This window comes from Dyella sp. (assembly GCF_051954575.1).
Taxonomy (GTDB): Bacteria; Pseudomonadota; Gammaproteobacteria; order Xanthomonadales; family Rhodanobacteraceae; genus Dyella_B.
On sequence record NZ_JBQCHP010000048.1, the window covers coordinates 41,969 to 66,976 of the forward strand.

23 protein-coding genes are annotated in these 25,008 nt (G+C 63.7%); 15 read left to right on the plus strand and 8 right to left on the minus strand.

Annotation, left to right across the window (positions count from 1 at the left end):
- The first annotated feature begins 250 nt into the window (after positions 1–250).
- Both cysG and ACTHNE_RS07110 read left to right on the plus strand, forming a co-directional pair.
- Positions 251–1,690 (plus strand): siroheme synthase CysG, encoded by a 1,440-nt coding sequence (gene cysG, locus ACTHNE_RS07105; protein WP_440268875.1) that lies wholly within the window; start codon positions 251–253, stop codon positions 1,688–1,690.
- A 295-nt stretch (positions 1,691–1,985) separates the two neighbouring features.
- Entirely contained in the window at positions 1,986–3,890 is a 1,905-nt protein-coding gene (locus ACTHNE_RS07110) for an LTA synthase family protein (protein WP_440268876.1), read from the plus strand.
- Positions 3,891–3,947: 57 nt separating this feature from the next.
- Here the strand turns inward: ACTHNE_RS07110 and ACTHNE_RS07115 are convergent, their stop codons facing one another.
- The 4 genes from ACTHNE_RS07115 to groES all read right to left on the minus strand — a co-directional run bounded on the left by ACTHNE_RS07115 (position 3,948) and on the right by groES (position 7,859).
- The gene (locus ACTHNE_RS07115) at positions 3,948–4,691 is read right to left on the minus strand and encodes an MHYT domain-containing protein (protein WP_324937507.1); all 744 of its coding nucleotides are present in this window, start codon (positions 4,689–4,691) and stop codon (positions 3,948–3,950) included.
- A gap of 162 nt (positions 4,692–4,853) precedes the next feature.
- Positions 4,854–5,633, minus strand: a complete 780-nt coding sequence (locus tag ACTHNE_RS07120) for a hypothetical protein (RefSeq protein ID WP_440268877.1) — start codon at positions 5,631–5,633, stop codon at positions 4,854–4,856.
- A gap of 230 nt (positions 5,634–5,863) precedes the next feature.
- On the minus strand, positions 5,864–7,510 hold the full coding sequence (gene groL / locus ACTHNE_RS07125) for a chaperonin GroEL (protein ID WP_324937504.1): 1,647 nt from the start codon (positions 7,508–7,510) through the stop codon (positions 5,864–5,866).
- Between the two features lie 55 nt (positions 7,511–7,565).
- Entirely contained in the window at positions 7,566–7,859 is a 294-nt protein-coding gene (groES, locus tag ACTHNE_RS07130; RefSeq protein ID WP_324937502.1) for a co-chaperone GroES, read from the minus strand.
- Positions 7,860–8,088: 229 nt separating this feature from the next.
- Between groES and ACTHNE_RS07135 the strand changes: the two genes are divergently transcribed.
- Positions 8,089–8,793 carry a class II aldolase/adducin family protein gene (locus ACTHNE_RS07135; RefSeq protein ID WP_440268878.1) on the plus strand — a complete coding sequence of 235 codons (705 nt, stop codon included), beginning with the start codon at positions 8,089–8,091 and terminating at the stop codon, positions 8,791–8,793.
- Positions 8,790–9,119 (plus strand): divalent-cation tolerance protein CutA, encoded by a 330-nt coding sequence (gene cutA, locus ACTHNE_RS07140; protein ID WP_440268879.1) that lies wholly within the window; start codon positions 8,790–8,792, stop codon positions 9,117–9,119. Before ACTHNE_RS07135 ends, cutA begins: the two co-directional genes overlap by 4 nt.
- On the opposite strand, the gene ACTHNE_RS07145 is transcribed toward cutA, so the two are convergent.
- The 3 genes from ACTHNE_RS07145 to pdxR form a co-directional block, all read right to left on the minus strand.
- Positions 9,083–9,511 carry a cupin domain-containing protein gene (locus ACTHNE_RS07145; protein ID WP_440268880.1) on the minus strand — a complete coding sequence of 143 codons (429 nt, stop codon included), beginning with the start codon at positions 9,509–9,511 and terminating at the stop codon, positions 9,083–9,085. The two genes, cutA and ACTHNE_RS07145, sit on opposite strands and share 37 nt — an antisense overlap.
- 14 nt (positions 9,512–9,525) lie before the next feature.
- Positions 9,526–10,524: a TlpA family protein disulfide reductase gene (locus ACTHNE_RS07150; protein ID WP_440268881.1), complete on the minus strand. Its 999-nt coding sequence runs from the start codon at positions 10,522–10,524 to the stop codon at positions 9,526–9,528.
- 160 nt (positions 10,525–10,684) lie between these two features.
- Positions 10,685–12,136 (minus strand): MocR-like pyridoxine biosynthesis transcription factor PdxR, encoded by a 1,452-nt coding sequence (gene pdxR / locus ACTHNE_RS07155; RefSeq protein WP_440268882.1) that lies wholly within the window; start codon positions 12,134–12,136, stop codon positions 10,685–10,687.
- Between the two features lie 108 nt (positions 12,137–12,244).
- Between pdxR and ACTHNE_RS07160 the strand changes: the two genes are divergently transcribed.
- From ACTHNE_RS07160 to purH, 11 genes are all read left to right on the plus strand, one after another.
- On the plus strand, positions 12,245–12,943 hold the full coding sequence (locus ACTHNE_RS07160; protein WP_440268883.1) for a glutathione binding-like protein: 699 nt from the start codon (positions 12,245–12,247) through the stop codon (positions 12,941–12,943).
- 56 nt (positions 12,944–12,999) lie between these two features.
- Positions 13,000–13,911, plus strand: a complete 912-nt coding sequence (locus ACTHNE_RS07165) for a DMT family transporter (RefSeq protein WP_324937234.1) — start codon at positions 13,000–13,002, stop codon at positions 13,909–13,911.
- Positions 13,912–13,963: 52 nt separating this feature from the next.
- Positions 13,964–16,123, plus strand: a complete 2,160-nt coding sequence (locus ACTHNE_RS07170) for a protein-disulfide reductase DsbD family protein (RefSeq protein ID WP_440268884.1) — start codon at positions 13,964–13,966, stop codon at positions 16,121–16,123.
- 64 nt (positions 16,124–16,187) lie between these two features.
- On the plus strand, positions 16,188–16,733 hold the full coding sequence (locus ACTHNE_RS07175; RefSeq protein WP_440268885.1) for a TlpA disulfide reductase family protein: 546 nt from the start codon (positions 16,188–16,190) through the stop codon (positions 16,731–16,733).
- Between the two features lie 135 nt (positions 16,734–16,868).
- Complete coding sequence (gene aroQ / locus ACTHNE_RS07180; RefSeq protein WP_324937240.1) at positions 16,869–17,321, plus strand: type II 3-dehydroquinate dehydratase; 453 nt, start codon at positions 16,869–16,871, stop codon at positions 17,319–17,321.
- 70 nt (positions 17,322–17,391) lie between these two features.
- A complete protein-coding gene (accB, locus tag ACTHNE_RS07185; RefSeq protein ID WP_324937242.1) occupies positions 17,392–17,856 on the plus strand; it encodes an acetyl-CoA carboxylase biotin carboxyl carrier protein in 465 nt (154 codons plus the stop codon).
- A 13-nt stretch (positions 17,857–17,869) separates the two neighbouring features.
- Positions 17,870–19,243 (plus strand): acetyl-CoA carboxylase biotin carboxylase subunit, encoded by a 1,374-nt coding sequence (gene accC, locus ACTHNE_RS07190; protein WP_324937244.1) that lies wholly within the window; start codon positions 17,870–17,872, stop codon positions 19,241–19,243.
- Between the two features lie 198 nt (positions 19,244–19,441).
- Positions 19,442–20,344, plus strand: a complete 903-nt coding sequence (prmA, locus tag ACTHNE_RS07195; protein WP_440268886.1) for a 50S ribosomal protein L11 methyltransferase — start codon at positions 19,442–19,444, stop codon at positions 20,342–20,344.
- Between the two features lie 201 nt (positions 20,345–20,545).
- Positions 20,546–21,301 (plus strand): DUF3426 domain-containing protein, encoded by a 756-nt coding sequence (locus ACTHNE_RS07200; protein WP_440268887.1) that lies wholly within the window; start codon positions 20,546–20,548, stop codon positions 21,299–21,301.
- Between the two features lie 273 nt (positions 21,302–21,574).
- Positions 21,575–21,862 (plus strand): helix-turn-helix domain-containing protein, encoded by a 288-nt coding sequence (locus ACTHNE_RS07205; protein ID WP_324937250.1) that lies wholly within the window; start codon positions 21,575–21,577, stop codon positions 21,860–21,862.
- 110 nt (positions 21,863–21,972) lie between these two features.
- The gene (gene purH, locus ACTHNE_RS07210) at positions 21,973–23,583 is read left to right on the plus strand and encodes a bifunctional phosphoribosylaminoimidazolecarboxamide formyltransferase/IMP cyclohydrolase (protein WP_440268888.1); all 1,611 of its coding nucleotides are present in this window, start codon (positions 21,973–21,975) and stop codon (positions 23,581–23,583) included.
- Positions 23,584–23,679: 96 nt separating this feature from the next.
- On the opposite strand, the gene ACTHNE_RS07215 is transcribed toward purH, so the two are convergent.
- Entirely contained in the window at positions 23,680–24,687 is a 1,008-nt protein-coding gene (locus ACTHNE_RS07215) for a bile acid:sodium symporter family protein (protein ID WP_440268889.1), read from the minus strand.
- Positions 24,688–25,008 lie beyond the last annotated feature (321 nt).

Consider the following 25,008-nt stretch of genomic DNA (forward strand, 5'->3'; position numbering starts at 1 on the left):
GCATACAGCTCGCGAAGCACCCTGAACGACGTTTCATCACGATCCCCACACAAATACCGGTCCTGTTACCGGTCGTCACTGGACCTTAACACAGCGGTATTTGGACGTCTATACATCTAAAAATCCATTTCGCGTTATGAAAAAGCCTATGCCGTGCAGGCATATCTTCCCGCCCAGCGGCCATTTCCATGGGCACGCCCGAAAGCGCTAGCGTGGATCATCTGACTGCGTTTTCCGGAACCTGAAGCCCATGCTTTATCCCTTGTTTGCCGATTTGAACGATCGCCACGTGCTGGTGGTGGGCGGCGGCGACGTGGCGGCCCGGAAAACGGCCATGCTGCTCAAGGCTGGCGCCCGGGTCACGGTAGGCGCACCGGTACTGGCGCCGGAGTTGCGCGAATGGGTACAGCAGGGGCGCATCGCCTACAAACCCGGCGCGTATCGATCCGACTGGCTCGACGGCACCTGGCTGGTGATCGCCGCCACGCGTTCACGTCCGCTCAACGCGCGTATCGCCGCCGATGGACAGGCCAGGCAACGACTGGTCAACGTCGTGGATGATGCGGCGCTATCCAGCTTTCAGGTGCCGGCGCTGATCGATCGCTCGCCTTTGCTGGTAGCCATCTCCAGCGGCGGCGCGGCGCCGATGCTGGCGCGCCGCCTGCGCGAACGGATCGAAAGCCTGCTGGATCCGGCATGGGGTTCGTTGCTGCAACTTGCGCAGCGCTATCGCGCGCGCATCCGCACGCGCCATGCGGACCTCGCTGCACGCCGCCGCTTTTATGACTGGCTGCATGACGGTCCTGTGCACGCACAACTTCGCGCCGCGCGGCCTGCGCATGCGGAACATCGGTTGGTCACTGCACTATCGGATGCTGCAGCACCGGCAGCGAGCGGCTCCGTCGCACTGGTGGGCGCCGGTCCCGGCGATCCTGGCCTGCTGACATTGCGTGCCTTGCGCGCCCTGAACGAAGCCGACGTGATCCTGCACGACGCGCTCATCAGCGAACCCATTCTCGATCTCGCGCGTCGCGATGCCGTGCGCATCGCCGTCGGCAAGCGCGCGGGTGGCATGCATACACCGCAAGATTCGATTCATGCTTTGATGCTCGAACATGCGCAGGCAGGAAAGCGCGTCGTACGCCTGAAGGGCGGCGATCCGTTCGTGTTCGGGCGCGGCGGTGAAGAACTGGATGTTCTGCGCGAGCACGGCATCGCCTATGAAATCGTGCCCGGCATTACTGCCGCCGTCGCGTGCGCGGCGTACAGCGGCGTGCCGTTGACGCATCGCGGGCATGCGCAATCGGTGCGACTGGTGACCGCGCATGGCCAATCATCGTCGAACACACTCGATTGGCGCGAGCTGGCGCAAGAGCGGCAAACCTTGGCGATCTACATGGGCGTGGGGCAGCTTGAAGAACTCACCGCACAACTCATCGCGCACGGCCGCGCTGCGAGCACGCCGTTTGCCTTGATCGAAAACGGAACGCTACCGCAACAGCGCACGCTCACCGGCGTGCTCGGCGATCTGCCGGCGCTCGCAGCACGCCATGCGATTGAAGCGCCCGCCTTGCTCATCCTGGGCGAAGTGGCGGCACAGGCCGATAGTTCGCATTGGTTCGGCGAGCTGCTGGGCGAATCACGTTCGCAAACCGCCGTGCCGCCCGCTGTCCTGGCTGACGCGGCATGACCGCCGCCGCGGACGCCCAGCAGCTTTCCCCGAGGGCTGGCGTACCGTGAAGCCGCACCTGCGTTTATTACGGTTCAGTAACACGCAGCACTGAAACAATCCCGCGCAAGCCTCTGTTGACACACGGGATGGGCCGCCATGGCACGATGGCGGCCCGCTTTCTTTTCGCTAATTTGTTGTAAATCCATCACATACAGGAGTAAATCCGCCCTGAGCCCCGCCGCATGGGCGACAACCGATTCATGTCAATCACGTTACAGTCCGTATCCCCTGGATGAGCCGGGTATCGGACCGCATGGCTTTCGTTTCCTCCACGCTGCTATCAAGACGCTCCGCCGCCGCACGCACCGCCCTGGTGCTGGCGATGATGGTGGCGTTCGTGCTGCTGACCGGCTTGCTGGATGGCAACGATGGCGTGGCGGCGTCGCGGCTGCTGGCGCAGCCCGCCTTTCCGCTGGCCAATGCCATGCCCGGCCTGATGCTGGCTTTGCTATTGCTGGTGGTGACCCGGCGCATCCTGTTGTCTTTCGGGCTGGCATTCCTCGCGCAAGCCGTAATGTATGGGGTCAACGCGCTGAAGGTGTCCAACCTCGGCATGCCCTTGCTGCCGGCGGATTTCCGCATGGTGGAGCAATTGCGCAAGGGGGGCCTGCACGTGCTTGGCAGTTATCTGCCGCACAGCCCGTGGCCCTATCTCACCCTGCTCGGCGGTATCGCGCTGGTCGCCGCCATGTGGCGCTACGAACCGCCGCTATTCGCTGCCCACACGCGCGGCATGCGCCTGACCGGTGGCGCCTTGCTGGGCGCCGTGCTGGTCACCTTGGTGCTGGGCATGCCCGGCTGGCGGCATCTCTACAACGGCCAGAAACTGTGGCTGGAACCCTGGTCGGCGTCCGCGACCACCAGCCATTCCGGCCTGGTCAGCTCGCTGGTGATGTTTCATCTGCAGGATCGGCGCGGTAAACAGAAAGCCGACCCCGCCGCGGTGAGCAGCCTGCTGCAGAGCACCGGCGATGCGGTGCGCGCACGCATGCAGACGCCGGCCGATCCCGGCTCGGCGCTGCCGGATATCGTGGTGATCCAGAGCGAATCGTTCTTCGATCCACGCATCATGCGCGGCTACGAAAACGCCCAGCTCACACCCAACCTTGAGCGCCTCGCCGCGCAAGGCATGAGCGGCCCGCTGCACGTGCCCACTTTCGGCGGCGGCACCATCCGTACCGAGTTCGAAGTGCTGACCGGGCTGTCCTTGCGCTATTTCGGCAATATGCAGTTCCCGTATCTGCAGATGCACGACAAGGTGGTGCCGAGCATGGTGCGCACCTTGCGCTCGCATGGCTATGAAACGGTGGCGATCCACGGCAACGATCCCACCTTCTGGAATCGCAATACGGCGTTCAAGACGCTGGGCTTCGATCGCTTCGTATCGCAATCGAGCTTTCCCGCGAACGCGGCGATGGACGGCAAATACATGGCCGACAGCGCGATGACCGACGAGATCATGGCGCAATTGAAAGACGCCGGCCCGCCGCAGTTCCTGTTCGCGATCAGCCTAGAAGCGCACGGTCCGTACGACACCGAACCGGTCGACCGCGCCGCGCGCGACGCCATTCCCGTGCCGACCGGCATCGAGGGCAAGGACAAGCTGGAATTGCAGAACTACCTCTATCACATGCGTCACGCCGATCAGGAACTGGGCCGCCTGGCCGACCTGCTCGCACGGCGCAGCCGTCCGACCTTGCTGCTGTTCTACGGCGACCACCTGCCCGGCCTGGTCGGCGCCTACCACACCGCCGGTTTTGCCGATGGCCAGGACATGCTGTCGCAAGCGGGCACGTGGTTGCTGATCGATCCGCGCAATCCGGGCACGCCGCAACATACCGAGATGGCGTCGTGGATGCTGCCGGGACTGCTGCTGGAACGCGCAGGCATCCATGACGATGCGTACTTCGCGCTTACGCAGGTGTTGGCGCCGTCGCTGGCCCGGGTCACGCGCGCGCCGGGCGCCGCGCCGACTGCGCTCGATATGCAGCAAGCCCAGTTCGACAAGGACATGGCGAGCATTGCCGTGCTGCGCATGAAGGGCAAGCTCGACAAACTGTTGCCCGCAAGCCTGCTGCCGCCCAGCACCGTGGTAGCCAGGCAGGATAGCGAAGAAGAAGGCACGCGCGCGGCAGCGGCGATGGGGATGCATCGCTAATCGAAAACGGGGAACGGCGCTAACGCGCAACCGTTCCCGCTCCCATTCCCCGCTTCCTCAAATACTGATTGCCGCACGCCGCTGCTGGCGCTTGTAGTGAATGATCAAGGCACCGACCAGCAATACCAGCGTCACGACGAAGATGGTAGCGCCGAGGTTGGCGCCACCCACGCCACCGGCAATGCCCGTCGGCGCCGGCCCATTGCTTTCTTCGACATTGAAGGCTGCCATGCCGGTGTAGTGCATGCCGCATACGGCAAGCCCCATCACCAGCGCGCTGCCGATCATCTGCACCCGTCCGCGCAGATTGAATGCCAGCCACAGCGCGACGATCGATGCGACGATCGCGATGATCATCGAGGTCGCCACCAGGTTCATGTCGTAGCTGGTATATGCCGCCATCAACACCGCCGCCATGCCCAGGTAATGCATGCCGGTAACGCCCAGTCCCATGCAGATGCCGGCCGCGGCGAGCTTGGCCCAGTTGAAGTCGCCGCTGCTGGCAATGAACAGGCCCAGCGAGCAGGCCGCGAAGCCGATCACCGCCGAGAGCGAGGTCAGCAGCGGGTCATAACTCACCGGCATGCCCATGTCGCAGGCGAGCATGGCGATGAAATGCATCGCCCAGATCGCGCCTACACCCATCGCCGCACCCGCCGCCAGCACAGCGCCGATGCGCTGCTGCGAGGTTCTGGCCAACGGAATGAGCACAGCCAACTGCAAGGCCGTGAACGAGCCGAGCACGGATATCACGTACGAAAGCAACACCAACAACAGGTTGTAGTGCTGTTGAACAGACATGGCCTGCACCTCCGATCGTTATGGCATGAGTCGACGCGAGCACGCGGCTATCCCCGCCACGTGCGCCGCCTTTTTCAGCGCATGGCCACAGGTTCACCGGCCGCGCTGCACTGCTTGTTCTGCTGAACTACGTCATCGATGCACGCGCCCTCCACGCGCGCATCAATGGGATACTTCGAGAATGCAGTCACCGGCGCCATGGCTATGGCTGCGACAATGCAGGTTGCGCACAAAAACAGTCTGCGGCGCGGCGGATGCACCGAGCATGCCTTCGAGGAATCCACTGAAAAACCTGCAACCGGAATGGCCGCCTGGCGGACAAAGCGGGCATTTCTGAATGTGGAAGTGGCGTTCGCGTACATCGATCGCCACCAGCGCGCGCAAGGCCGGCGAAGCGATGCGCTTGATCGAATCGAGCAGGCCGAGCTTGCCGCCCATCTCGTATTCGCGCTTGTACACCCAGATGCCGGTGCGCCGACCGGCCAGCAGCAAGGATGCCTCCCGTGCTTCGGCCGCCACTTCATGCTCCAGCGCCAGCAGCCAGGGAAAAATCTTCGGGTAATCGCGCGCCAGCTGCGGCAGCACGCTTTCCACCTTGCGCACGTCCGGCCCGATGACCGCGAGCGAAGGCGGTGATCCGTTGCCGGCACCATGCGCTGCACGCGGCACGGGCGACGGTGCCGCGCCCGCCTGCGCCGCCGCGCCCGGCGCCAGCAATGTAGCCTCGAAGCTCAGCACGCGATTGTGCGTGGCGAGTGTTTCTTCCAAGGCAAGCTGCCGCTCCGCTTCACCGCGCACCACCATCACCAGCCACGCGCCTTGATGGTCCTGATACACGCGCTGGCGCAACAACGTAAAACCGCTCGCAACCACCACGCGGCCCAGTTCCACAAGCAAGCCTACGCGGCGATCCGAAAGGATCTGGATTTCCAGCTCGATCATTGAATGAAGCTCCCCTGTTTCGTCGATGCTGGCAAACGAATGGTGAAAATTACGAAGCTTTCGCTCTCGCGAAGTGTGATCGGACCCGCAAAAGCAAACGCGAATTTTGAAATCGATAGCCACTTTCGGCACGGCCCTTGCGCACCACGCCGTTCTTCATCAATGCAATGCAAAAGAAAAGCCCCGCTTGCGCGGGGCTTTTCGATATGCGCGTAACGGAGGATGGACGATCAGAAATCCATGCCGCCCATGCCGCCCATGCCACCGGCACCCGGGCCGCCGTGGCTGTGCTCTTCCTTCTTCGGCAGCTCGGCCACCATCGCTTCGGTGGTGATGAGCAGGCCGGCGACGGAGGAGCCGTACTGCAGGGCCGAGCGCGTGACCTTGGTCGGGTCCAGGATGCCGAAGCCGATCATGTCGCCGAACTCGCCGGTGGCGGCGTTGTAGCCGTAGTTGTCCTTGCCTTCCTTGACCTGGTTGACGATCACGGACGGCTCGGCGCCGGCGTTGGCGACGATTTCGCGCAGCGGGGCTTCCAGCGCACGGCGGGTGATGGCGATGCCGTGGTTCTGGTCTTCGTTGTCGCCCTTGAGGTTTTCGATGGCCTTGAGCGTGCGGATCAGCGCCACGCCACCGCCGGGCACCACGCCTTCTTCAACGGCTGCGCGCGTAGCGTGCAGGGCGTCTTCGACGCGGGCCTTCTTTTCCTTCATTTCGACTTCGGTCGCAGCACCAACCTTGATCACCGCCACGCCGCCGGCCAGCTTGGCCACGCGTTCCTGCAGCTTCTCGCGGTCGTAGTCGGAGGAGGTCTCTTCGATCTGCGCCTTGATCTGGCCGATGCGCGACTGGATCTTCGACGCTTCGCCGGCGCCGTCGATGATGGTGGTGTTTTCCTTGGTCACCACGACCTTCTTGGCGCGGCCCAGATCCTGGATGGTAGCCTTCTCCAGCTGCAGGCCGACTTCTTCGGAGATGACCTGGCCGTTGGTGAGGATGGCCATGTCTTCCAGCATCGCCTTGCGACGATCGCCGAAGCCCGGCGCCTTCACGGCGGCAACCTTGACGATGCCGCGGATGGTGTTGACCACCAGGGTGGCCAGCGCTTCGCCTTCCACTTCCTCGGCCACGATCAAGAGCGGCTTGCCCGCCTTGGCCACGCCTTCGAGGATCGGCAGCATTTCGCGCACGTTGGAGATCTTCTTGTCGTGCAGCAGGATGAAGGGATCATCCAGCTCGACCTGCTGGCTCTGCTGGTTGTTGATGAAGTACGGCGACAGGTAGCCGCGGTCGAACTGCATGCCTTCGACCACGTCCAGTTCGTTCTCCAGGCCCGAACCTTCTTCCACCGTGATCACGCCTTCCTTGCCGACCTTCTTCATTGCGGTGGCGATGATGTCGCCGACGGCCGCGTCGGAGTTGGCCGAGATGGTACCGACCTGGGCGATGGCCTTGTCGTCGGCGGTGGGCTTGGAAAGCTTCTTGAGCTCTTCCACCGCGGCGGTCACGGCCTTGTCGATGCCGCGCTTCAGATCCATCGGGTTCATGCCGGCGGCCACGGCCTTCAGGCCTTCGCGCACGAACGCCTGGGCCAGCACGGTGGCGGTGGTGGTGCCGTCACCGGCGTTGTCGGAGGTCTTGGAAGCGGCTTCCTTGACGATCTGCGCGCCCATGTTCTCGTAGGCGTCGGACAGTTCGATTTCCTTCGCCACGGACACGCCGTCCTTGGTGACGGTGGGGGCGCCGAAGCTCTTCTGGAGCACGACGTTGCGGCCCTTCGGGCCGAGGGTGACCTTGACCGCGTTGGCCAGGGTGTTTACGCCTTTGAGGATGCGGGCGCGGCTGTCTTCGCCGAAGCGGACTTCTTTAGCTGCCATGGGTAGATACCTTCAATTCGTTAAGAGGGTTTGCAGAGAGAGCGGGAGAGGCCGATCAGCCTTCGATCACCGCAACAATGTCGTCTTCCTTCAGGAAGACCAGCTCTTCGCCGTCGATCTTGATTTCCTGGCCGGCGTACTTGCCGAACAGCACCGTTTCACCGGCCTTGACCGACATCGGGCGAACCTTGCCGTCTTCCAGGATGCGGCCTTCGCCAGCAGCGATCACCTTGCCGCGGGTCGGCTTTTCGGTGGCGCTGTCGGGGATGACGATGCCACCGGCGGAGACACGCTCCTCCTCCAGGCGCTTGACGATGACGCGATCGTGCAGCGGACGCAGTTTGCTCATGAGTTGGACTCCAGCTTTGGCTTGAGGATGAAAAAGTTGAGGACCCCGGCCCGGCCTGGGCGGCCTGTTAGCACTCGGGATACGTGAGTGCCAATTCTAGCCACCAAAAAAACCCCTGCAACAGGGGCCGGATAGGTCGTGCAGCGTTTATGGGGGAAACGGGAAGGCTTTCAAGGGCCGGCAACGAAACGACGCGGTTTGCAAATTGCCCGGGAGGATCGACACGGCCGTGGAAAATGCCGACGATGCTCCGTTTCCACACGGGTATCGGGCAGTGCGCAGGGACCAGACATTACGCGAGCAGATCGTCGCCCACGGCCTGAAGCTGACCCCTTCGGGCCTGAGCCAGGGCACCTCCGGCAACCTCAGCGTGCGCAGCGACGGCGGCTTCCTGATCACCCCCAGCGGCACACCGTACGAAGAAATCACCGCCGAAGGCGTGGTGCAGGTGGCGATGGACGGCAGCCACGCACCGGGGCTGCGGCCCTCCAGCGAATGGCGCTTCCACCGGGACATCTACGCCGCGCGCCCGGACGTGCATGCGGTGGTCCATGCCCATCCGCCCTACAGCACCGCGCTGGCGATGTGCCGCATGGACATCCCTGCCGCGCACTACATGATCGCGGTGGGCGGCGGCGATTCCATCCGCTGCGCCGGTTACTACACCTACGGCACGCAGGAACTCTCCGATGCCGCCGTTCGCGCGCTGGAAGGACGCCTGGCCTGCCTGCTGGCCAACCACGGCATGATCGCGGTGGGGGCGACGATGGAACAGGCGATGTGGCGCGCGGTGGAAGTGGAAACCCTGGCCCGGCAATACACGCTGGCGCTGCAGGTGGGCAAGCCGGCCTTGCTCAATGACGACGAAGTGGCGCAAGTGCTGGAAAAATTCGGCAACTATGGCCTGATGTCGCGCAAGGAAGCGTCCTCATGACCACCGACGATCCCGTCCTGCTCTGCTATTGCACCTGCCCCAACGCCGACAGTGCACGGCACCTGGCCGAAGCGCTGGTCGGCGAAGCGCTGGCCGCCTGCGTCAATCGCCTTCCGGCCGTTCAATCGACCTATCGCTGGAAAGGCGAAGTCACCACCGACAGCGAAGAACTGCTGCTGATCAAGACCACCGCCTCGCGCTTCGAAGCGCTGAAGGAACGCGTGCTGGCGCTGCATCCCTACGAATTGCCGGAACTGATCGCAGTGCCGGTGGAGCGCGGTTATACCGCTTACCTGGACTGGGTGCGCGCCGCCGGCGCCGATTGAGCGCCGGCACGATCCCATACGGTCAAGCGTGCATCGGGCTTCGCGACGAAGACCACCAACAACGTTGCCGGCTCCGTCGCGCTCGCATTGCCGCTGACGACGTGGTGCGCGCCCATCGGCTCGAACCAGCTGTCGCCCGGACCGTAGGTGCGTGCGGCAGCGCCTTCCACCTGGCTGCGCACATGCCCACTCAACACGTAAACGAAGGCGTCGCCGCCGTGCCGATGCGGTGCGGAGGATTGGCCAGGCGCATACGTCACAGTGACCGCCTTCAATTGGTGATCTGCAATATCCGTCAACGGCGACGACAGCAACGCGTGTTCTTCAGCGGCCGGACTGTTGCCGTTGAGCCCTAAGGCCATGCACACGGCGGCGAGCTTCATGTATCGCATGCACCTGGCTCCTTTCATCTTGCCGACAGTGCGTTCAATTGATCGGCCAGTTGCGCATCCACGCCTTCGATACGCCGCACCAGCCGGCCGTGTGCATCGAACACCAGCAAGGTCGGCACATGCATCACGCGGAAGCGGCGGAACAGCGCGCCGGACTCGTCCAACGCCAAGGGCATCGTCAGATGGTGTTCCTGCTGATACGCACGCAGGCCATCCTGGTCCGCCCACAGGCCGGAGGCGATGCCCAGCCAACGCGCATGCCCGTCACGCGACAGCGCCGTCACCTGTTCGCGTACCGCACGGCAGCTGGCCGCGACGGCCGGACGGCTTTTCGCGAGATACGTCTCGCACCACGGTGACATGAAGACCAGCACGGTGGGCTGGCTGTTGGCGGCATTCAGACGAAAGGTGGCGCCCGATAGCGTAGGCACCGTCACATCCGGCAGTTGCTTGTCCGCGGAGCCATTGTCACTCGCCGCCACCGCGGTAGCGACGTTGGACTGCATCGACGTGCGTGCCGCCAACAACGCCGCATTGAGCTTTTCGTTCGCTTCGTGACCGACGTACAGGATGCGGCCGTCGCGCCCGATCACGACGTGCTGCGGCGTCACACGCAGATGGAACGCCTCGCCGATGGAACCGTCGTCGAACACGATCGGCATCTTCAGGCCCATTTCCTTGCGGTAACGGCGCACGTCCTCGATGGTGTCGTCGAAGCCGACATCGACGGCGATCACTTCCATATCCGATCCGGCCTGTTCGTAGACATGCTTCAGATGCGGCATCTGCTCGCGGCACGGCACGCACCAGGTGGCCCAGAATTTCAAATACACCGCCTTCTTGCCGTAATAGCTGGCCAGGTCGATGGTCTGGCCATCGATGGTCTTGAGCACCAGCCGGGGCGCGGGCGTACCCACCAGTCCGCGCGCCGCAGCTTGCGCGTGCTGCTCGCCGGTTTCGGCCAGAACCTGCGCGCTGAACAACATCAACAACAGCAGAGCCACGATACGCACGATCATCTCCTTGCATGAGGTGCCTGCATGCTCGCGATTTTGATGGGCGGACCATAAGAGCCACTTTGCGGCAATTCATGAGGACCACCGTAAGTTGGGGTGCAAACCCCAACGTTGCCATGCATGGGATACACCACGGCGTTGGGGTTTGCACCCCAACCTACGGAGCGGCCAGCTTCATCAGCTTGGCGATGCCTTCGTCGATGCGCGAGACGTCGATCATGCCCAGGCCGAAGGCAAGGCCGTGCACGCCGGCGCTCTCTTTCATATAAGCATCCAACACTTCCAGATTGATCCCGCTCGTCGTCGCGCGCGCAAGCAAGGCCGAACTGTCGACCGCGTCGTCCAGCCGTGCCGCCAGATGCAATCCCGCATCCGAAGGACATACCTGCAGCCGCCCTTTTCCGTGCCGCTGCAAGGCATCCAGCAGCACCTCGCGCCGCTGTGCGTACACCTTGCGCATATGCCGCACGTGGCGCACCAGATGCCCTTCGACAATGAACGCCGCCAGCGTATCCTGCGCCAGCACGTCGCCATGCCAATCGGCCTGATGCTTGGCATTGACGAAGGCGGTGCGCAGCCACGGCGGCACTACTGCGTAGCCGAGGCGAAGCGTGGGAAACAGGCATTTGGAAAACGTGCCGACGTAGCAGACGCTGTCGTCGCGATCGAGTGTCTGCAGCGCATCCAGCGGCCGGCCGCTGTAGCGGAACTCGCTGTCGTAGTCGTCTTCGATCACCAGGGCGCCGCGCGTGCGCGCAAACGCCAGCAGATCGATGCGCCGGCGCGGTGACATCACCACGCCGAGCGGAAACTGGTGCGAAGGCGTCACATAGATCACGTTGGCGTCGCGCGGAAGCTGATCGACGATCAACCCTTCCTCGTCCACCGCCACACCGATCACGCGCGCGCCGGCAGCGCAAAATACCGCGCGCAGCGGCGGATAGCCGGGATCCTCCACGGCGACGACCGTGCGGCCCGGCGTCACCAGCACGCGCGCCAACAGATCGAACGCCTGCTGCGCGCCGCTGGTGACCACCACATCCTCGGCTTCGCACGACACTGCGCGCGCAAAGGAAATGTGCTGCGCAATCGCCTGGCGCAAAGGCAAGCGCCCTTGCGCGAGATCGTAGAGCGGCGCGGCCTTGGACAGATTGCGCAAGGCGCGCGCGGCAAGTCGTCGCCAGATGTCATAGGGAAAGGAGCGGCTGTCCGGAATGCCGAGTCGAAAATCGTACGTATAGGCGCCGGCATGCATCGGTTGCGGCAAACCCGCGACGTTTCGCCAGTACGGCGCCAACCGGTGGTCGGGCGTGGCGATGTCGGCCCGCGCACGTCGCCCGCTGCGACGCATGGCCAGATCAGCCACGAAATTGCCGGCGCCCTGCCGCGCTTCGATATAGCCCTCACCAAGCAGCAAGTCATACGCCGCCACGACGGTGTTGCGCGACACCTGCAACGCTTCGGCCAGCTCGCGGGTGGCGGGCAGCCGCAGCCCCGGTTTCAGCCGTCCGTCGAGAATCGCGGCGCGCAATTGCCCATGCAGCGCGGCCATGCGCTGGCGCGAGCCACGTTCCGGCAAGCTGAGCGGAAATTCGAACGGGTGGTCCATGTGACGAGGCCTTGGACAAACTGGATCCATAGATTTGATCCAACGTGGTTCTTTTACAAGACCACCTGATTACCTAGCATGCCTTCAACGCCACGGAGCCAAGCCATCATGATCGACCTCTATTTCGCCGCCACGCCCAATGGCCTGAAAGCCAAGCTGTTCCTGGAAGAAGCGCAGCTCCCTTATCGCGCGATACCGGTGAGCCTCAGCAAGGGCGAGCAATTCAAACCCGAGTTCCTGGCCATTTCGCCGAACAACAAGATTCCAGCGATCGTCGATCACGCCCCAGCCGACGGCGGCGAACCGGTGACGCTGTTCGAATCGGGCGCGATCCTGCTCTATCTGGCCGAAAAGATCGGCCGCCTCATTCCGCAGGACACCCACGGCCGCGCCGAAGTGCTGCAATGGCTGTTCTGGCAGATGGCAGGGCTGGGCCCGATGGCCGGACAGATCGGGCACTTCAATGTGTACGCGCCGGAGAAAGTGCCGTACGCCATCGATCGTTATGCGCGCGAAACCAGCCGGCTCTACGGGGTGCTCGATCGGCGCCTGGCCGATCGCCCGTTCATCGCCGGCGAGTTTTCGATTGCGGACATCGCCTGTTACCCGTGGATCGTTCCGCACGAAGCACATGGACAGGATCTGGACGCTTTTCCCCATCTCAAGCGCTGGTTCGAAAGCATGGCGACGCGGCCCGCCACGTTGCGCACGTATGAAGGTGTCGAGAACGTGTATGCGCCCAAGCAGGCGATGTCGGATGAAGAACGCAAAGTGTTGTTCAACCAGGGTGCCACGGTTCGCACCTAGGCGAGCCGTCTCACCGTTCCCCAACCTGCACTGTCCTTCCTGTGAGCATTTCCGCCATGAAGAAATCCGACCTTGCCGCCTTGCTGTTGCTGGGAGCCTTATGGGGTGTAGCGTTTCTTTTCATGCGCATGGGCGCGGCGCAGTTCGGCAGCATGCCGTTGGCTGGGATGCGTGCGATCGGTGCCGCGATCTGCTTCATACCGTTGCTGCTGTCTCGGGAACGTTTGGCCGAGATGCGCGCAAACTGGCGCTCGATTACGCTGATCGGGCTGAGCAATTCTGCGCTACCGTTCGTATTGTTTTCCTACGCGGCGCAGAGCTTGCCAGCTGGGCTATCGGCCATCTTCGATGCTATTTCGCCGCTGCTGGTCGCCGCTTCGGGTTGGTTGTGGCTGGATGAACGCATGAGCGCCACCCAAGCAAGCGGCCTGGTGATCGGCATGACCGGCGTGGTGTGGCTGATCGGCGGCAGCATCGGCTTCGGGCATGGCGGCGCGGCGGTAGGCTGGGCGATGGCGGCCTGCGTGGCTGCGAATGTCTGCTACACCTTCGGCACGCATTACAGTCAGCGACGCGTGCGCAGCGTCTCGCCGCTCACGATTGCGATCGGCAGCCTGTTGGCGGCGGCAGTCATGCTATTGCCCTTCACGGTGTGGCTGTGGCCAGCCAAATCGCCCACGGTGCAAGCCTGGGCCGCCATGTTCGGCCTGGCCGCCGCCTGCACCTCGCTCGCCTACGTGCTGTTCTACCGCTTGCTGGCGCGCATCGGCTCGACCCGCTCGATGGCGGTGCTGTACCTGATCCCGGTGTTCGGCGTGGTGTGGGGCGCGATGTTCCTGCACGAGTCGATCACCCTGGCGATGGCCGGCGGTTGCGCCGTGATCCTGCTCGGTGTGGCACTCACCACCGGCATGTTGAAGCTTCGTCCGGCGGCACCCACGGCGCTGGATGCGGTCGAAAAAGCTTAAGGTCCATAATCCCCCTTCGCGCCCCGCGCGAACCCCACAGCATGGAGTTGGAATGCGCTCGCTTCGTTACGGCCGCGTCGCGGTCTATCTAGTTACCTTGCTTACGCTGATCGTCGGCATGCAAGCCTTCGCGCAGGATGCCGAAGACAACCTGCTGCCGGTGACCGAGGCCTACAAACTCAGCGCCGACGCCAGCACGCCCGGCGTGGTGAAGCTGCACTGGACCATCGCGCAGGATTACTACCTCTATCGCGGCCGCATGGCGTTCAAGGGCGGCGATGGCGTGACGCTGGGCGAGGCGCAGTTGCCCAATGGCGAGAAGCATGACGATCCGTATCTGGGTCCGGTGGAGACGTATCACCACAGCGTGGACGCCACCATTCCTTACACCGTGGCGCCAGGCACCACCACGCTGGCCCTGAGCGTGCGTTACCAGGGCTGCCACGAGACCGATCCGAAGATCTGCTATCCGCCGCACACCGAGCATCTGAATCTGCCGTTGCCGACGGCTATAGCCCCAGCGAACCAGCTCGCAGCGGCATTCGGCGCACCGGCGCAAGCGCTTACCGGCAACAACGCACCATTACCCGCGGAGCAAGCGTTCCGTTTCGACGCGATCGCACAAGATGCGCATCACCTGCTGCTGCGCTGGACCATCGCCAAGGGTTATTACCTGTATCGCGACCAGACGAAGCTTGCGGTCAAGGACGCACCAAAACTTTCGCTGTCGCCCAGCTGGCCCGCTGGCGTGCCACACCAAGACGCGCATTTCGGCAACACCACCGTCTATTTCAACGAACTGACCTTGCCGGTCAGCGTCGATGGCGATGCCCAAGGCATGTCATCGCTCGCTATCGTCGCGAGTTTTCAAGGCTGCCAGGAAGGCGGCCTGTGCTATCCGCTGATGACACGCGAGGCGCAGATCGACCTGACCGGCCATGGCGGCACGAAGGTGGAAACCGCGCCCAATCCTGCGCCTGAAATGCCGCCGGCAAGCGCAAAGAAAACCGATTCGCTCAACGTGAGCTTCCTGTACGCACTGTTGCTCGCCCTGGGTGGCGGCCTGGTGCTCAACCTGATGCCGTGCGTGTTGCCGGTGCTGTCGATCAAGGCGATCAGCTTGATCGAAAGCGGGGAAAACCCGGCGCGTCGACGCATGCATGCGTTGATGTATACCGCCGGCGTGCTGGTGAGCTTTGCGGTGCTGGGTGCGGTGATCATCGCGTTGAAAACCGCATGGGGCGCGCACCTGCAAAATCCTATCGTAGTGGCTGCGCTGACGCTGATCATGCTGGCGGTGGCGCTGTCGATGTCCGGCGTAGTGCAGTTCGGTGCGTCGCTGGGCAATACCGGCAGCAGCTTGGCGAGCCGCTCCGGTCCAGCCGGTGATTTCTTCACCGGCGTGCTGGCGGTGGTGGTGGCCAGTCCCTGCACCGCGCCGTTCATGGGCACCGCATTGGCGTATGCGCTGGTTGCGCCGATCGCCAGCGCCATCTGCGTATTCCTTGCCTTGGGTGTGGGCCTTGCGCTGCCCTTCCTTGCCGTGGGTTTCGTACCGGCGCTGTCGCGCTGGCTGCCGCGCCCCGGCCGCTGGATGGAAACGCTGAAGGAAGTGCTGGCGTTCCCGATGTACCTGACCGCCGCATGGCTGGCATGGGTGCTGGCCAACCAGCGCGGCGCCGATGCGGTCGGCCTGCTGCTGGTGGCGGCCGTATTGCTGGCGATGACGCTGTGGTGGTTCGAGCGCAGCCGCCATCGTGGCGGGCTGAGCCGAGCGCTGGTGGTCCTGCTCGCGCTGTTCACGCTGGTGCCGCTGTACTACCTCGCCACCTTGCCGGCCAAGGCACAGGCCGCCAGCACCGCGGACGGCATCGTCGCCTATTCGCCGGAAAAACTCGCCGAACTGCGCAAGGCCGGCACGCCGGTGTTCGTGGACATGACCGCCGACTGGTGCGTGACCTGCAAGGCGAACGAACATGCGGTGCTCAACGGCGATGACTTCAAGGCCTTGCTCAAGCGCACCGGCGCCATCTATATGAAGGGCGACTGGACCAATGAGGATCCGGCCATCTCCGCATTCTTGCAGGCATACCATTCGCCCGGCGTGCCGCTGTACGTGGTGTTTCCGAAGCATGGCGGCGCCGGGCAGAAGCTGCCGACAGTGCTGACCTTTTCGCTGGTGGAGCAGGCGTTGAACAAGGCCGCGGAGTGACACACTGCCATCGTCCCGGCGAATGCCGGGGCGATGAACCCCGATCTTCAGCCAAAGACCATCGATGCTCAGCCGCACCAATCTTTTCATCCTGGCCCTGGCCTTGCTGGCCGCCATCGCCGGCGGCTGGCTGCAGCACGAAAGCCGGCTGGCGCGCGTGCCGCCGGGCGTTCATATCGCGAACGTCGGCGATCTTCGCCCGGACGTAGCGCTGCGCGACCTGGATGGCCGGGAGCGTCGGTTGTCCGGCTATCAGGGCAAGCGCCTGCTGCTGAACTTCTGGGCCAGCTGGTGCGTGCCCTGCCTGGCGGAGATGCCGGCCTTGAACGCTGCCCAGCGCAAGTTCGCCGATCAAGGGGCGATCGTGCTGGGTATTGCAATGGATGAACCCGATCGCGTACGCGCCTTCCTGGCCAGTCACCCGGTGAAATATCCCGTCCTGATCGGCCAGCTCGACTCGCCCAGCACCTCGCTGCGCTTCGGCGATACGGACGAAGTGCTGCCCTACAGCGTGCTGCTGGACGAAAACGGCCGAATTCTGGCCACCCATCGGGGCGCCTTGAGCGAGGATCGACTGGACCGTTGGCTGTCCCCAACAACCGCGCCCTGACGCGATTTGCGGCCCCATACGTTCCCGCACGTTTAACATCTTCTTTCTCCGCCGAACTGCGCCGAACTGCGCCGAACTGGACAATATTGCCGGTACCGCGCACACTCTCGCCGATTCCGGCCATCCTGGGGATGTATGGCGAAGCTGCTGGTCCTGCACGGACCCAACCTCAATCTGCTCGGCGTACGCGAACCCGATATCTACGGCCGGGAAACGCTCGCCGACATCAACAACCAACTCGCCCAGCGCGCCCAGGCTGCCGGCCACGAGCTGGCCTGGTACCAGTCCAACGCCGAGCACGAGCTGATCGGCCGCATTCATCAGGCTCGCGACGAACAGGTCGCCACCATCCTGATCAACCCCGGCGCGCTCACGCACACCAGCGTGGCTCTGCGCGATGCGCTGGCCGCAGTGGGCATCCCCTTCATCGAGCTGCACATGAGCAATGTGCACGCACGCGAGCCGTTCCGCCGCCACTCCTACTTGTCGGACCTGGCCATCGGCGTGATCTGCGGCTTCGGCAGCGCCAGCTACCGGCTGGCCCTGGATGCGGCCCTCGGCAAACTTGAACCCAAAGCGGCCGGCTAGCCGCCCGTACCGTTTCCTTTCACTTTCCGGCCGCCAAGCTGCGGCCCCAGACCCTGAGAAGGCAAGCCCCATGGATCTGCGCAAGATCAAAAAACTGATCGACCTGCTCGAGGAATCCAACCTCGCCGAACTGGAAATCAAGGAAGGCGAGGAAGTCGTCCGCCTGTCGCGCGTGCCCAAGGGCGCCATCACCGTCGCCACGCCGCAGCCCGCACACGTGCCCGCCCCCGCTCCGGCCGCCCCGGCACCCGCCGCGCCGACTGCAGTTGAAAGCGCCGAACCAGGCAGCAACCTGCCGGCCGGCACGGTGGTGAAGGCGCCGATGGTCGGCACCTTCTACGCCTCGGCCAGCCCGGGCGCAGCGGCGTTCGTGAAGGTGGGCCAGCAGGTGAAGGCCGGCGAGACGCTGGGCATCATCGAGGCGATGAAGATGTTCAACCAGATCGAAGCTGAAGTCTCTGGCGAGGTGAAGGCCATCCTGGTCGAGAACGGCCAGCCGGTGGAGTTCGACCAACCGATGTTCGTGATCGGCTGAGCGGCCTTTCGATATGCAGAAGCTCGAAAAAGTCGTCATCGCCAATCGCGGCGAAATCGCGCTGCGCGTGCTGCGCGCGTGCCACAGTCTTGGCATCAAGACGGTGGCGGTGCATTCCACTGCGGATCGTAACCTCAAGCACGTTGGCCTCGCCGACGAAGCGATCTGCATCGGCCCGGCGCCGTCAGCGGAAAGCTATCTCAATATCCCGCGGATCATCGCCGCAGCGGAAATCACCGACGCCAACGCGATCCATCCCGGCTACGGTTTTCTATCCGAGCGCGCGGATTTCGCCGAGCAGGTGGAACAGAGCGGTTTCATCTTCATCGGCCCGACCGCCGACGTGATTCGCCTGATGGGCGACAAGGTGGAAGCCATCCGCGCCATGAAAGCGGCCGGCGTACCGTGCGTGCCCGGTTCCGGTGGCCCGCTCGGCGACAACGTCGAAGAGAACATGCGCATCGCGCGTGAGATCGGCTACCCGGTGATCATCAAGGCCGCCGGCGGCGGCGGTGGCCGCGGCATGCGCGTGGTGCGCACCGAAGCGCACCTGGGCAACGCCATCACCATGACCAAGCAGGAAGCCAAGGCGGCATTCGGCAACGATCAGGTGTACATGGAGAAGTTCCTGGAAAATCCGCGCCACGTGGAAATCCAGGTGCTCGCCGACGGCCAGGGCAATGCCATTCATCTGGGCGAACGCGACTGCTCGATGCAGCGCCGTCACCAGAAGGTGGTGGAAGAAGCGCCCGCCCCCGGCATCACGGCGGAACTGCGCGCGCAGATCGGCCAGGTGTGCGTGGACGCATGCCTGCGCATCGGCTATCGCGGCGCCGGCACCTTCGAATTCCTGTTCGAGAACGGCCGCTTCTACTTCATCGAAATGAACACGCGTATCCAGGTGGAACATCCGGTGACGGAACTGATCACCGGCGTGGACCTGGTGCGCGAGCAATTGCTGATCGCGGCCGGCGAAAAGCTGTCGCTGAAGCAGGAAAACATCAAGATCCAGGGCCACGCGATCGAGTGCCGCATCAACGCGGAAGATCCAGACACCTTCATGCCTTCGCCCGGCACGGTGAAGCGTTTCGAAGCACCGGGCGGCCCCGGCGTGCGCGTGGATACGCACCTGTACGACGGCTACCGCATTCCGCCGAACTACGATTCGATGATCGGCAAGCTGATCGTGCACGGCCCCGATCGCGAAACAGCCATTGCACGCATGCGTTTGGCGCTGGCGGAAACGGTGATCGAAGGCGTGAAATGCAACGTGCCGCTGCAGCAGCGCATCATGTCGGACGTGGGTTTCCAGCAGGGTGGGCAGAATATTCACTATCTGGAAAAGCGCATGGCGGAGAGCAAGGAGCATCCGCATAGCGGGCATTGACCGGCATCCGTCGTGAAGATGTCCAACACCGCCTCACCGTCATTCCGGCGAAGGCCGGAATCCATGCTTTGGATTGACGATGGATTCCGGCTTTCGCCGGAATGACGGTGAGGCAAGCGTAAACATCTCGCGAGAACCACCCTGCGCTTCTCATGGATGAGAGCAAAAATTTCATATCCGCCGCTCCATGGAACACCGATGCCCTGGCTCGAACTCTCCCTGATCGTCCGCGCCGAACAACAACCCCGCGTGGAAGAAGCGCTGGACGATCTAGGCGCCTTGTCGGTCACCCTGCGCGACGCCAACGCCGAAACGCCGGACGAGCAGGCGATCTTCGAGCCGGGCGTGGGCGAGCTGCCGCTGTGGCCCACGATCACCTTGAACGCGCTGTTCGATGCCGATACCGATCGCCGCGGCCTGAGCGAAGCCTTGGGCGAATTGCTGCCATGGCTGGAACCGGATCAGCTGAGTTTCCGTGATGTCGAAGACAAGGATTGGGAGCGCGCATGGATGGATCAGTACCAGCCCATGCAGTTCGGGCGGCGATTGTGGATTTATCCGTGGAACATCGCGCCACCCGACGATGCGGACACCGTCGTCGTGCAGCTCGATCCGGGCCTCGCGTTCGGCAGCGGCACGCATCCCACCACGGCGCTGTGCCTGGAATGGCTCGATGGCCTGGATCTCGCAGGCAAGCGCGTGATCGACTACGGCTGCGGCTCGGGCATTCTCGCCATTGCGGCGCTCAAGCTGGGCGCGGCGGCGGCCGTTGGCGTGGACAACGATCCGCAGGCGCTCACGGCCTCGGCGGACAACGCCGAGCGCAACAACGTGGGCGACCGCCTGGCGCTGTTCCTGCCCGAGGATTTCGCCGGCGAACCCGCCGAAGTATTCGTCGCCAACATCCTGGCCGGCCCGCTCGCTGAACTGGCGCCTGAATTCGCGCGACTGGCCAAACCTGGTGCGCCGTTCGCGCTTTCCGGCATTCTTCACGGCCAGCACGAAGAGCTGCTGGCGCGTTATGCCGAATGGTTCGAGGCATTGCGCGTGGATGTGCGCGAGGATTGGGTGCGGATCAGCGGTTATCGTCGCCACGCCTGACTCCCTCGCCCGCCCCTTTCCCCAAGGGGAAAAGGGGCGGAGCGAGGGGACTAGCTTGCGCAACAGGTGATTCGAAGTACGCTCCGATGCAGATGACGCAAGCCTTGGCCCCTCACCTCAATCCTCTCCCCGAAAGGGAGAGGAGGCGAACGCAAAGAGCCATTCCCAAGCATGTACACGCAATGCCCTGAATGCCTATCGGTGTTTTCCGTCGATGCGCGCGCACTCGCGCAGGCACACGGCTTTGTCATGTGCGGGCATTGCGGTGCAGGTTTCGACTGCATCGCCACGCTGGCTGACCAGTTGCCGCCGGAGCCTTTCGACGAGCTGCCCGCGCACGAACCGGGCGTGGAACCGCCGCAGCTGGAAGCGGCGGTGTATCGCCCCAAGCCGAAAACGGAACCGGCCGAAGAACCCACGCCATCGCGTGATGATTTCGCCGATCTCGTCGTCACGCCGCGTTTCGCTCGCGACAAGCGTATCGATCGTCCGCGCCGCTGGCCGTGGATGCTCGCCTGCCTGTTGCTGCTGCTTGGCCTGCTGGCTCAGCTCGGCTGGGCGCTGCGCGACACGCTGATCGCCGATCCCACCATCGGGCCGCTGCTGCAAAGCACATGCAACGCCTTGCAATGCAAATTGCCGCCGGTGCGCGACGTGAGCAAGCTGCGCTTGCTGGCACGCGACGTGCAAACGCATCCCACCGTTGCCGGCGCACTGTTGATCAGCGCCACCGTGCGCAACGATGCAACGTTCATCCAACCCTGGCCGGTGGTGGACATACGACTGTCCGACGGCAACGGCAAGACCATCGCCATGCGCCGTCTCAACCCTTATGAATACCTCGACGACGTGGATGTGTTGCGTCGCGGCCTTGCACCGGGGGCTAGCACAGCTTTGGTGTTCGAGATAGAGGATCCAGGCCATCAGGCGGTCGCCTTTGACATGGAGTTTGAATGATCGGGGATGCTCGTGTGGTAACGGGTATGTGGAATCGATCAGAGCATCCTTCGCTTAGTGCCTGTTCGACATGGCGTTATCGGTTTTCATCCGTTTTCATCGCCGAAGGCTCTTAATTTTGTCGCCCGTGACGAGTACACTCGATCCCTCGCGCTGAAGGGATGCTCCGGTTCAAGGCATGCCGTGGCGCAACTGCCGACCCGCCGCGTAAGCGGTAACTGCCAAAACATGGCAATGGCCAATGCAGCCGTTGCGTGGAGTCCGTGAGGGGTAATGTCCTTGAACGCCGTCAGACTGCCTGCCAACGAGGCCGTGCGTGAATCCTCGTCGCAGAGCGCACTGAGTGAATGCGTCAGCCGCACCGTCCGCCGCTATCTCGCGGACATCGGCGACACGCCGTGCGACGAAGGTCTGCACGCATTGGTGATTCGCGAAGTCGAAGGTCCCCTGCTGCGTGAAGTACTCGCCTTCCACGATGGCAACCAGAGCCGCGCCGCCGCGGTGCTGGGCATCAATCGCGCCACGCTGCGCAAGAAGCTCGCCGCACACGGCCTGCTCTGATTTGCCGGCCGAGCCTGGCCGCAACCGTTTCGTTTAGCCGTCCAAATCGCTGCCGCGGGGCATGCTGCATCGCGCTATAATGTGCGACTTTCACGCCTCCGGAAGCCGCCATGCCCGCATCTGCCCTCACGCCCGTCCGCCGCGCCCTGATCAGCGTCTCGGACAAGACCGGGCTGATCGAACTGGGCCGCCGCCTCGCCGCGGCGAAGGTGGAACTGCTCTCCACCGGCGGCAGCGCCAAAGCCTTGCGCGAGGCTGGCGTGCCGGTGACCGACGTCAGCGATGTCACCGGTTTTCCCGAGATCATGGACGGCCGCGTCAAGACTCTGCATCCCAAGGTGCACGGCGGCCTGCTCGGACGGCGCGGCACGGACGATACGGTGATGGCCGAACTCGGCATCGCGCCGATCGATCTGCTGGTGCTGAACCTGTATCCGTTCGAAGCCACCGTCGCCAAGCCCGATTGCACGCTCGAACAAGCGATCGAGAACATCGACATCGGCGGCCCGGCCATGCTGCGTTCCGCTGCGAAAAACTGGAATGACGTGGGCGTGCTCACCTCGCCCGATCAATACGAAGAAGCGCTGGCGGAAATCGAACAGCACGGCGGACTGAGCCGCGCGGCGCGCTTCAAGCTTGCGGTTGCCGCGTTCAATCGCGTGTCCAACTATGACGGCGCGATCAGCGATTACCTGTCAGGTCTCAAGCTCAACGACGCGCAGGACGCCATCGCCGGCCACGACGCTTTCCCGGGCCAGACCAACGGTCGCTTCGTGAAGGTGATGGATCTGCGCTACGGCGAAAATCCCCATCAGCAGGCGGCGTTCTACCGCGACCTGTATCCGGCGCCGGGCACGCTCGCCACGTTCCGCCAGCTGCAAGGCAAGGAACTATCGTTCAACAACATCGCCGATTCCGACGCCGCATGGGAATGCGTGCGCAGCTTCAGCAAGCCGGCTTGTGTGATCGTCAAGCATGCCAACCCGTGTGGCGTGGCGGTAAGCCTCGATGGCATCGGCCGCGCCTACGATCTGGCCTACCAGACCGATCCCACCTCGGCCTTCGGCGGCATCATCGCGTTCAATCGTGGGGTAGATGGTGCCACCGCGCGCGCCATCGTCGAGCGCCAGTTCGTGGAGGTGGTGCTGGCGCCGGGCTATGCGGACGATGCGCTGAAGGCCTTCGCCAAGAAGACCAACGTGCGCGTGCTGGTGATCCCGCCGCCGGCCGGTGGCGACCTCAGCCAGGCGCATCCGGGCAACGACTGCCGCCGCGTGGGTTCGGGCCTGCTGATCCAGACGGCCGATCGCGGCATGGTTACCGCGGCGGATCTGAAGATCGTGACGCGCCGTGCGCCCACGCAGGAAGAAATCGACGACCTGATCTTCGCCTGGAAAGTGGCCAAGTACGTCAAGAGCAACGCCATCGTGTACGCGCGCCATCGCCAGACCATCGGCATCGGCGCCGGCCAGATGAGCCGCGTGTACAGCGCCAAGATCGCCGGTATCAAGGCCGCCGACGAGAAACTCGAAGTGCGCGGTTCGGTGATGGCTTCCGATGCGTTCTTCCCGTTCCGCGACGGCATCGACGCCGCCGCCGATGCGGGCATTCGCGCGGTGATCCAGCCCGGCGGCTCGATGCGCGATGCGGAAGTGATCGCTGCGGCGGATGAACATGATATGGCGATGGTGTTCACCGGCATGCGCCATTTCCGTCACTAAAACGGGATGAGAGATCATCGTAGGCTGGGTTAGCGCAGCGTAACCCAACGATCCCGCTCGAAGATGTTGGGTTACGCTGCGCTAACCCAACCTACGCTAGTCGGCGGCGAGCTCTTCCGACTTCGACGCGCTGCGTTCGGCGCCCGCACGCCGCGCATATCGCCGCGCCAGCACCGCGCAGGTCATCAACTGCATCTGATGAAACAGCATGATCGGCAGCACGATCATGCCCAATGCTTGCGCGGGAAACAGCACGTTGGCGATCGGCACGCCGCTGGCCAGGCTTTTCTTGGAGCCACAGAACACGATGGTGATTTCGTCCTCGCGCTTGAAGCCGAGCGCGCGCGACGCGTAGCGCGTGATCAGCAGCGCCGCGGCTAGCAGCACTGCATTGACCACCAGCAGCCCACCCAGCACGGGTAGCGGCAACTGTTTCCACAAGCCCTGCAGCACCGCCGCGCTGAAGGCGGTATACACCACCAGCAGAATCGAGCCCTGGTCGGTCAGCCCGATCAGCGAACGATGGCGCTGCACCCAGCCACCGATCCAGCGTTGCGCGATCTGTCCCGCCACGAACGGCACGAACAATTGCAGCACGATGTCGCCCAGCGCATGCAAGGACATGCCGCCCTGCCCGTGCGCCTCCAGCACCAGGCCCGTGAGCAGCGGCGTCACCACGATGCCGAGCAGGCTGGATGCCGACGCCGCACACACCGCAGCCGGTACGTTGCCACGCGCGATCGAAGTAAAGGCGATCGACGATTGCACGGTGGATGGCAGCGTGCACAGAAACAGAACGCCCACGTACAGCGCCGGCGTAACCAGCGTCTGCAGCAACGGCTTCAACAGCATGCCCAGCAGCGGAAACAGCACGAACGTGCTGGCCAGCACCACCAGATGCAGACGCCAGTGCGTGAGGCCCGCTACCACCGCCTCGCGCGACAGCTTGGCGCCGTGCATGAAGAACAGCAGCGCGATCGCCAGGTCGGTCAGCCACGCAAACACGTGCGCCGCTTCGCCACGGCATGGCAGCATGCTGGCGAGGACGACGGTGGCGATCAGGCACAGCGTGAAGTTGTCGGGCAAGAGGCGGCGCAAGAACATGAGGAAAAATAATCGAAGTCGGTGGACGCATGCGCGACGTCCAGGAGAAACGCCGCGCGAGTCCGCGTAGGGTAGCCGATCACCGGATGCGGTCCCGCGCAAATTTCAATATTGAAATCTGCCTCGCGTGCGACCTACACGAAAAATTCAATGTCAACGCGGGATGTTAAGGCAACACTGAATAAGTATCGCCGTCGTCACCAGCCCTGTCTGTTCGCAGGCCACAGGACCGTCGGCGAAGGCAGACTGGCCGTCTGTCGAGACGGCGGACCGAAGGCATGCGGACAGACAGGGCTGGCCCAACTATTGAATTTAAAGGGA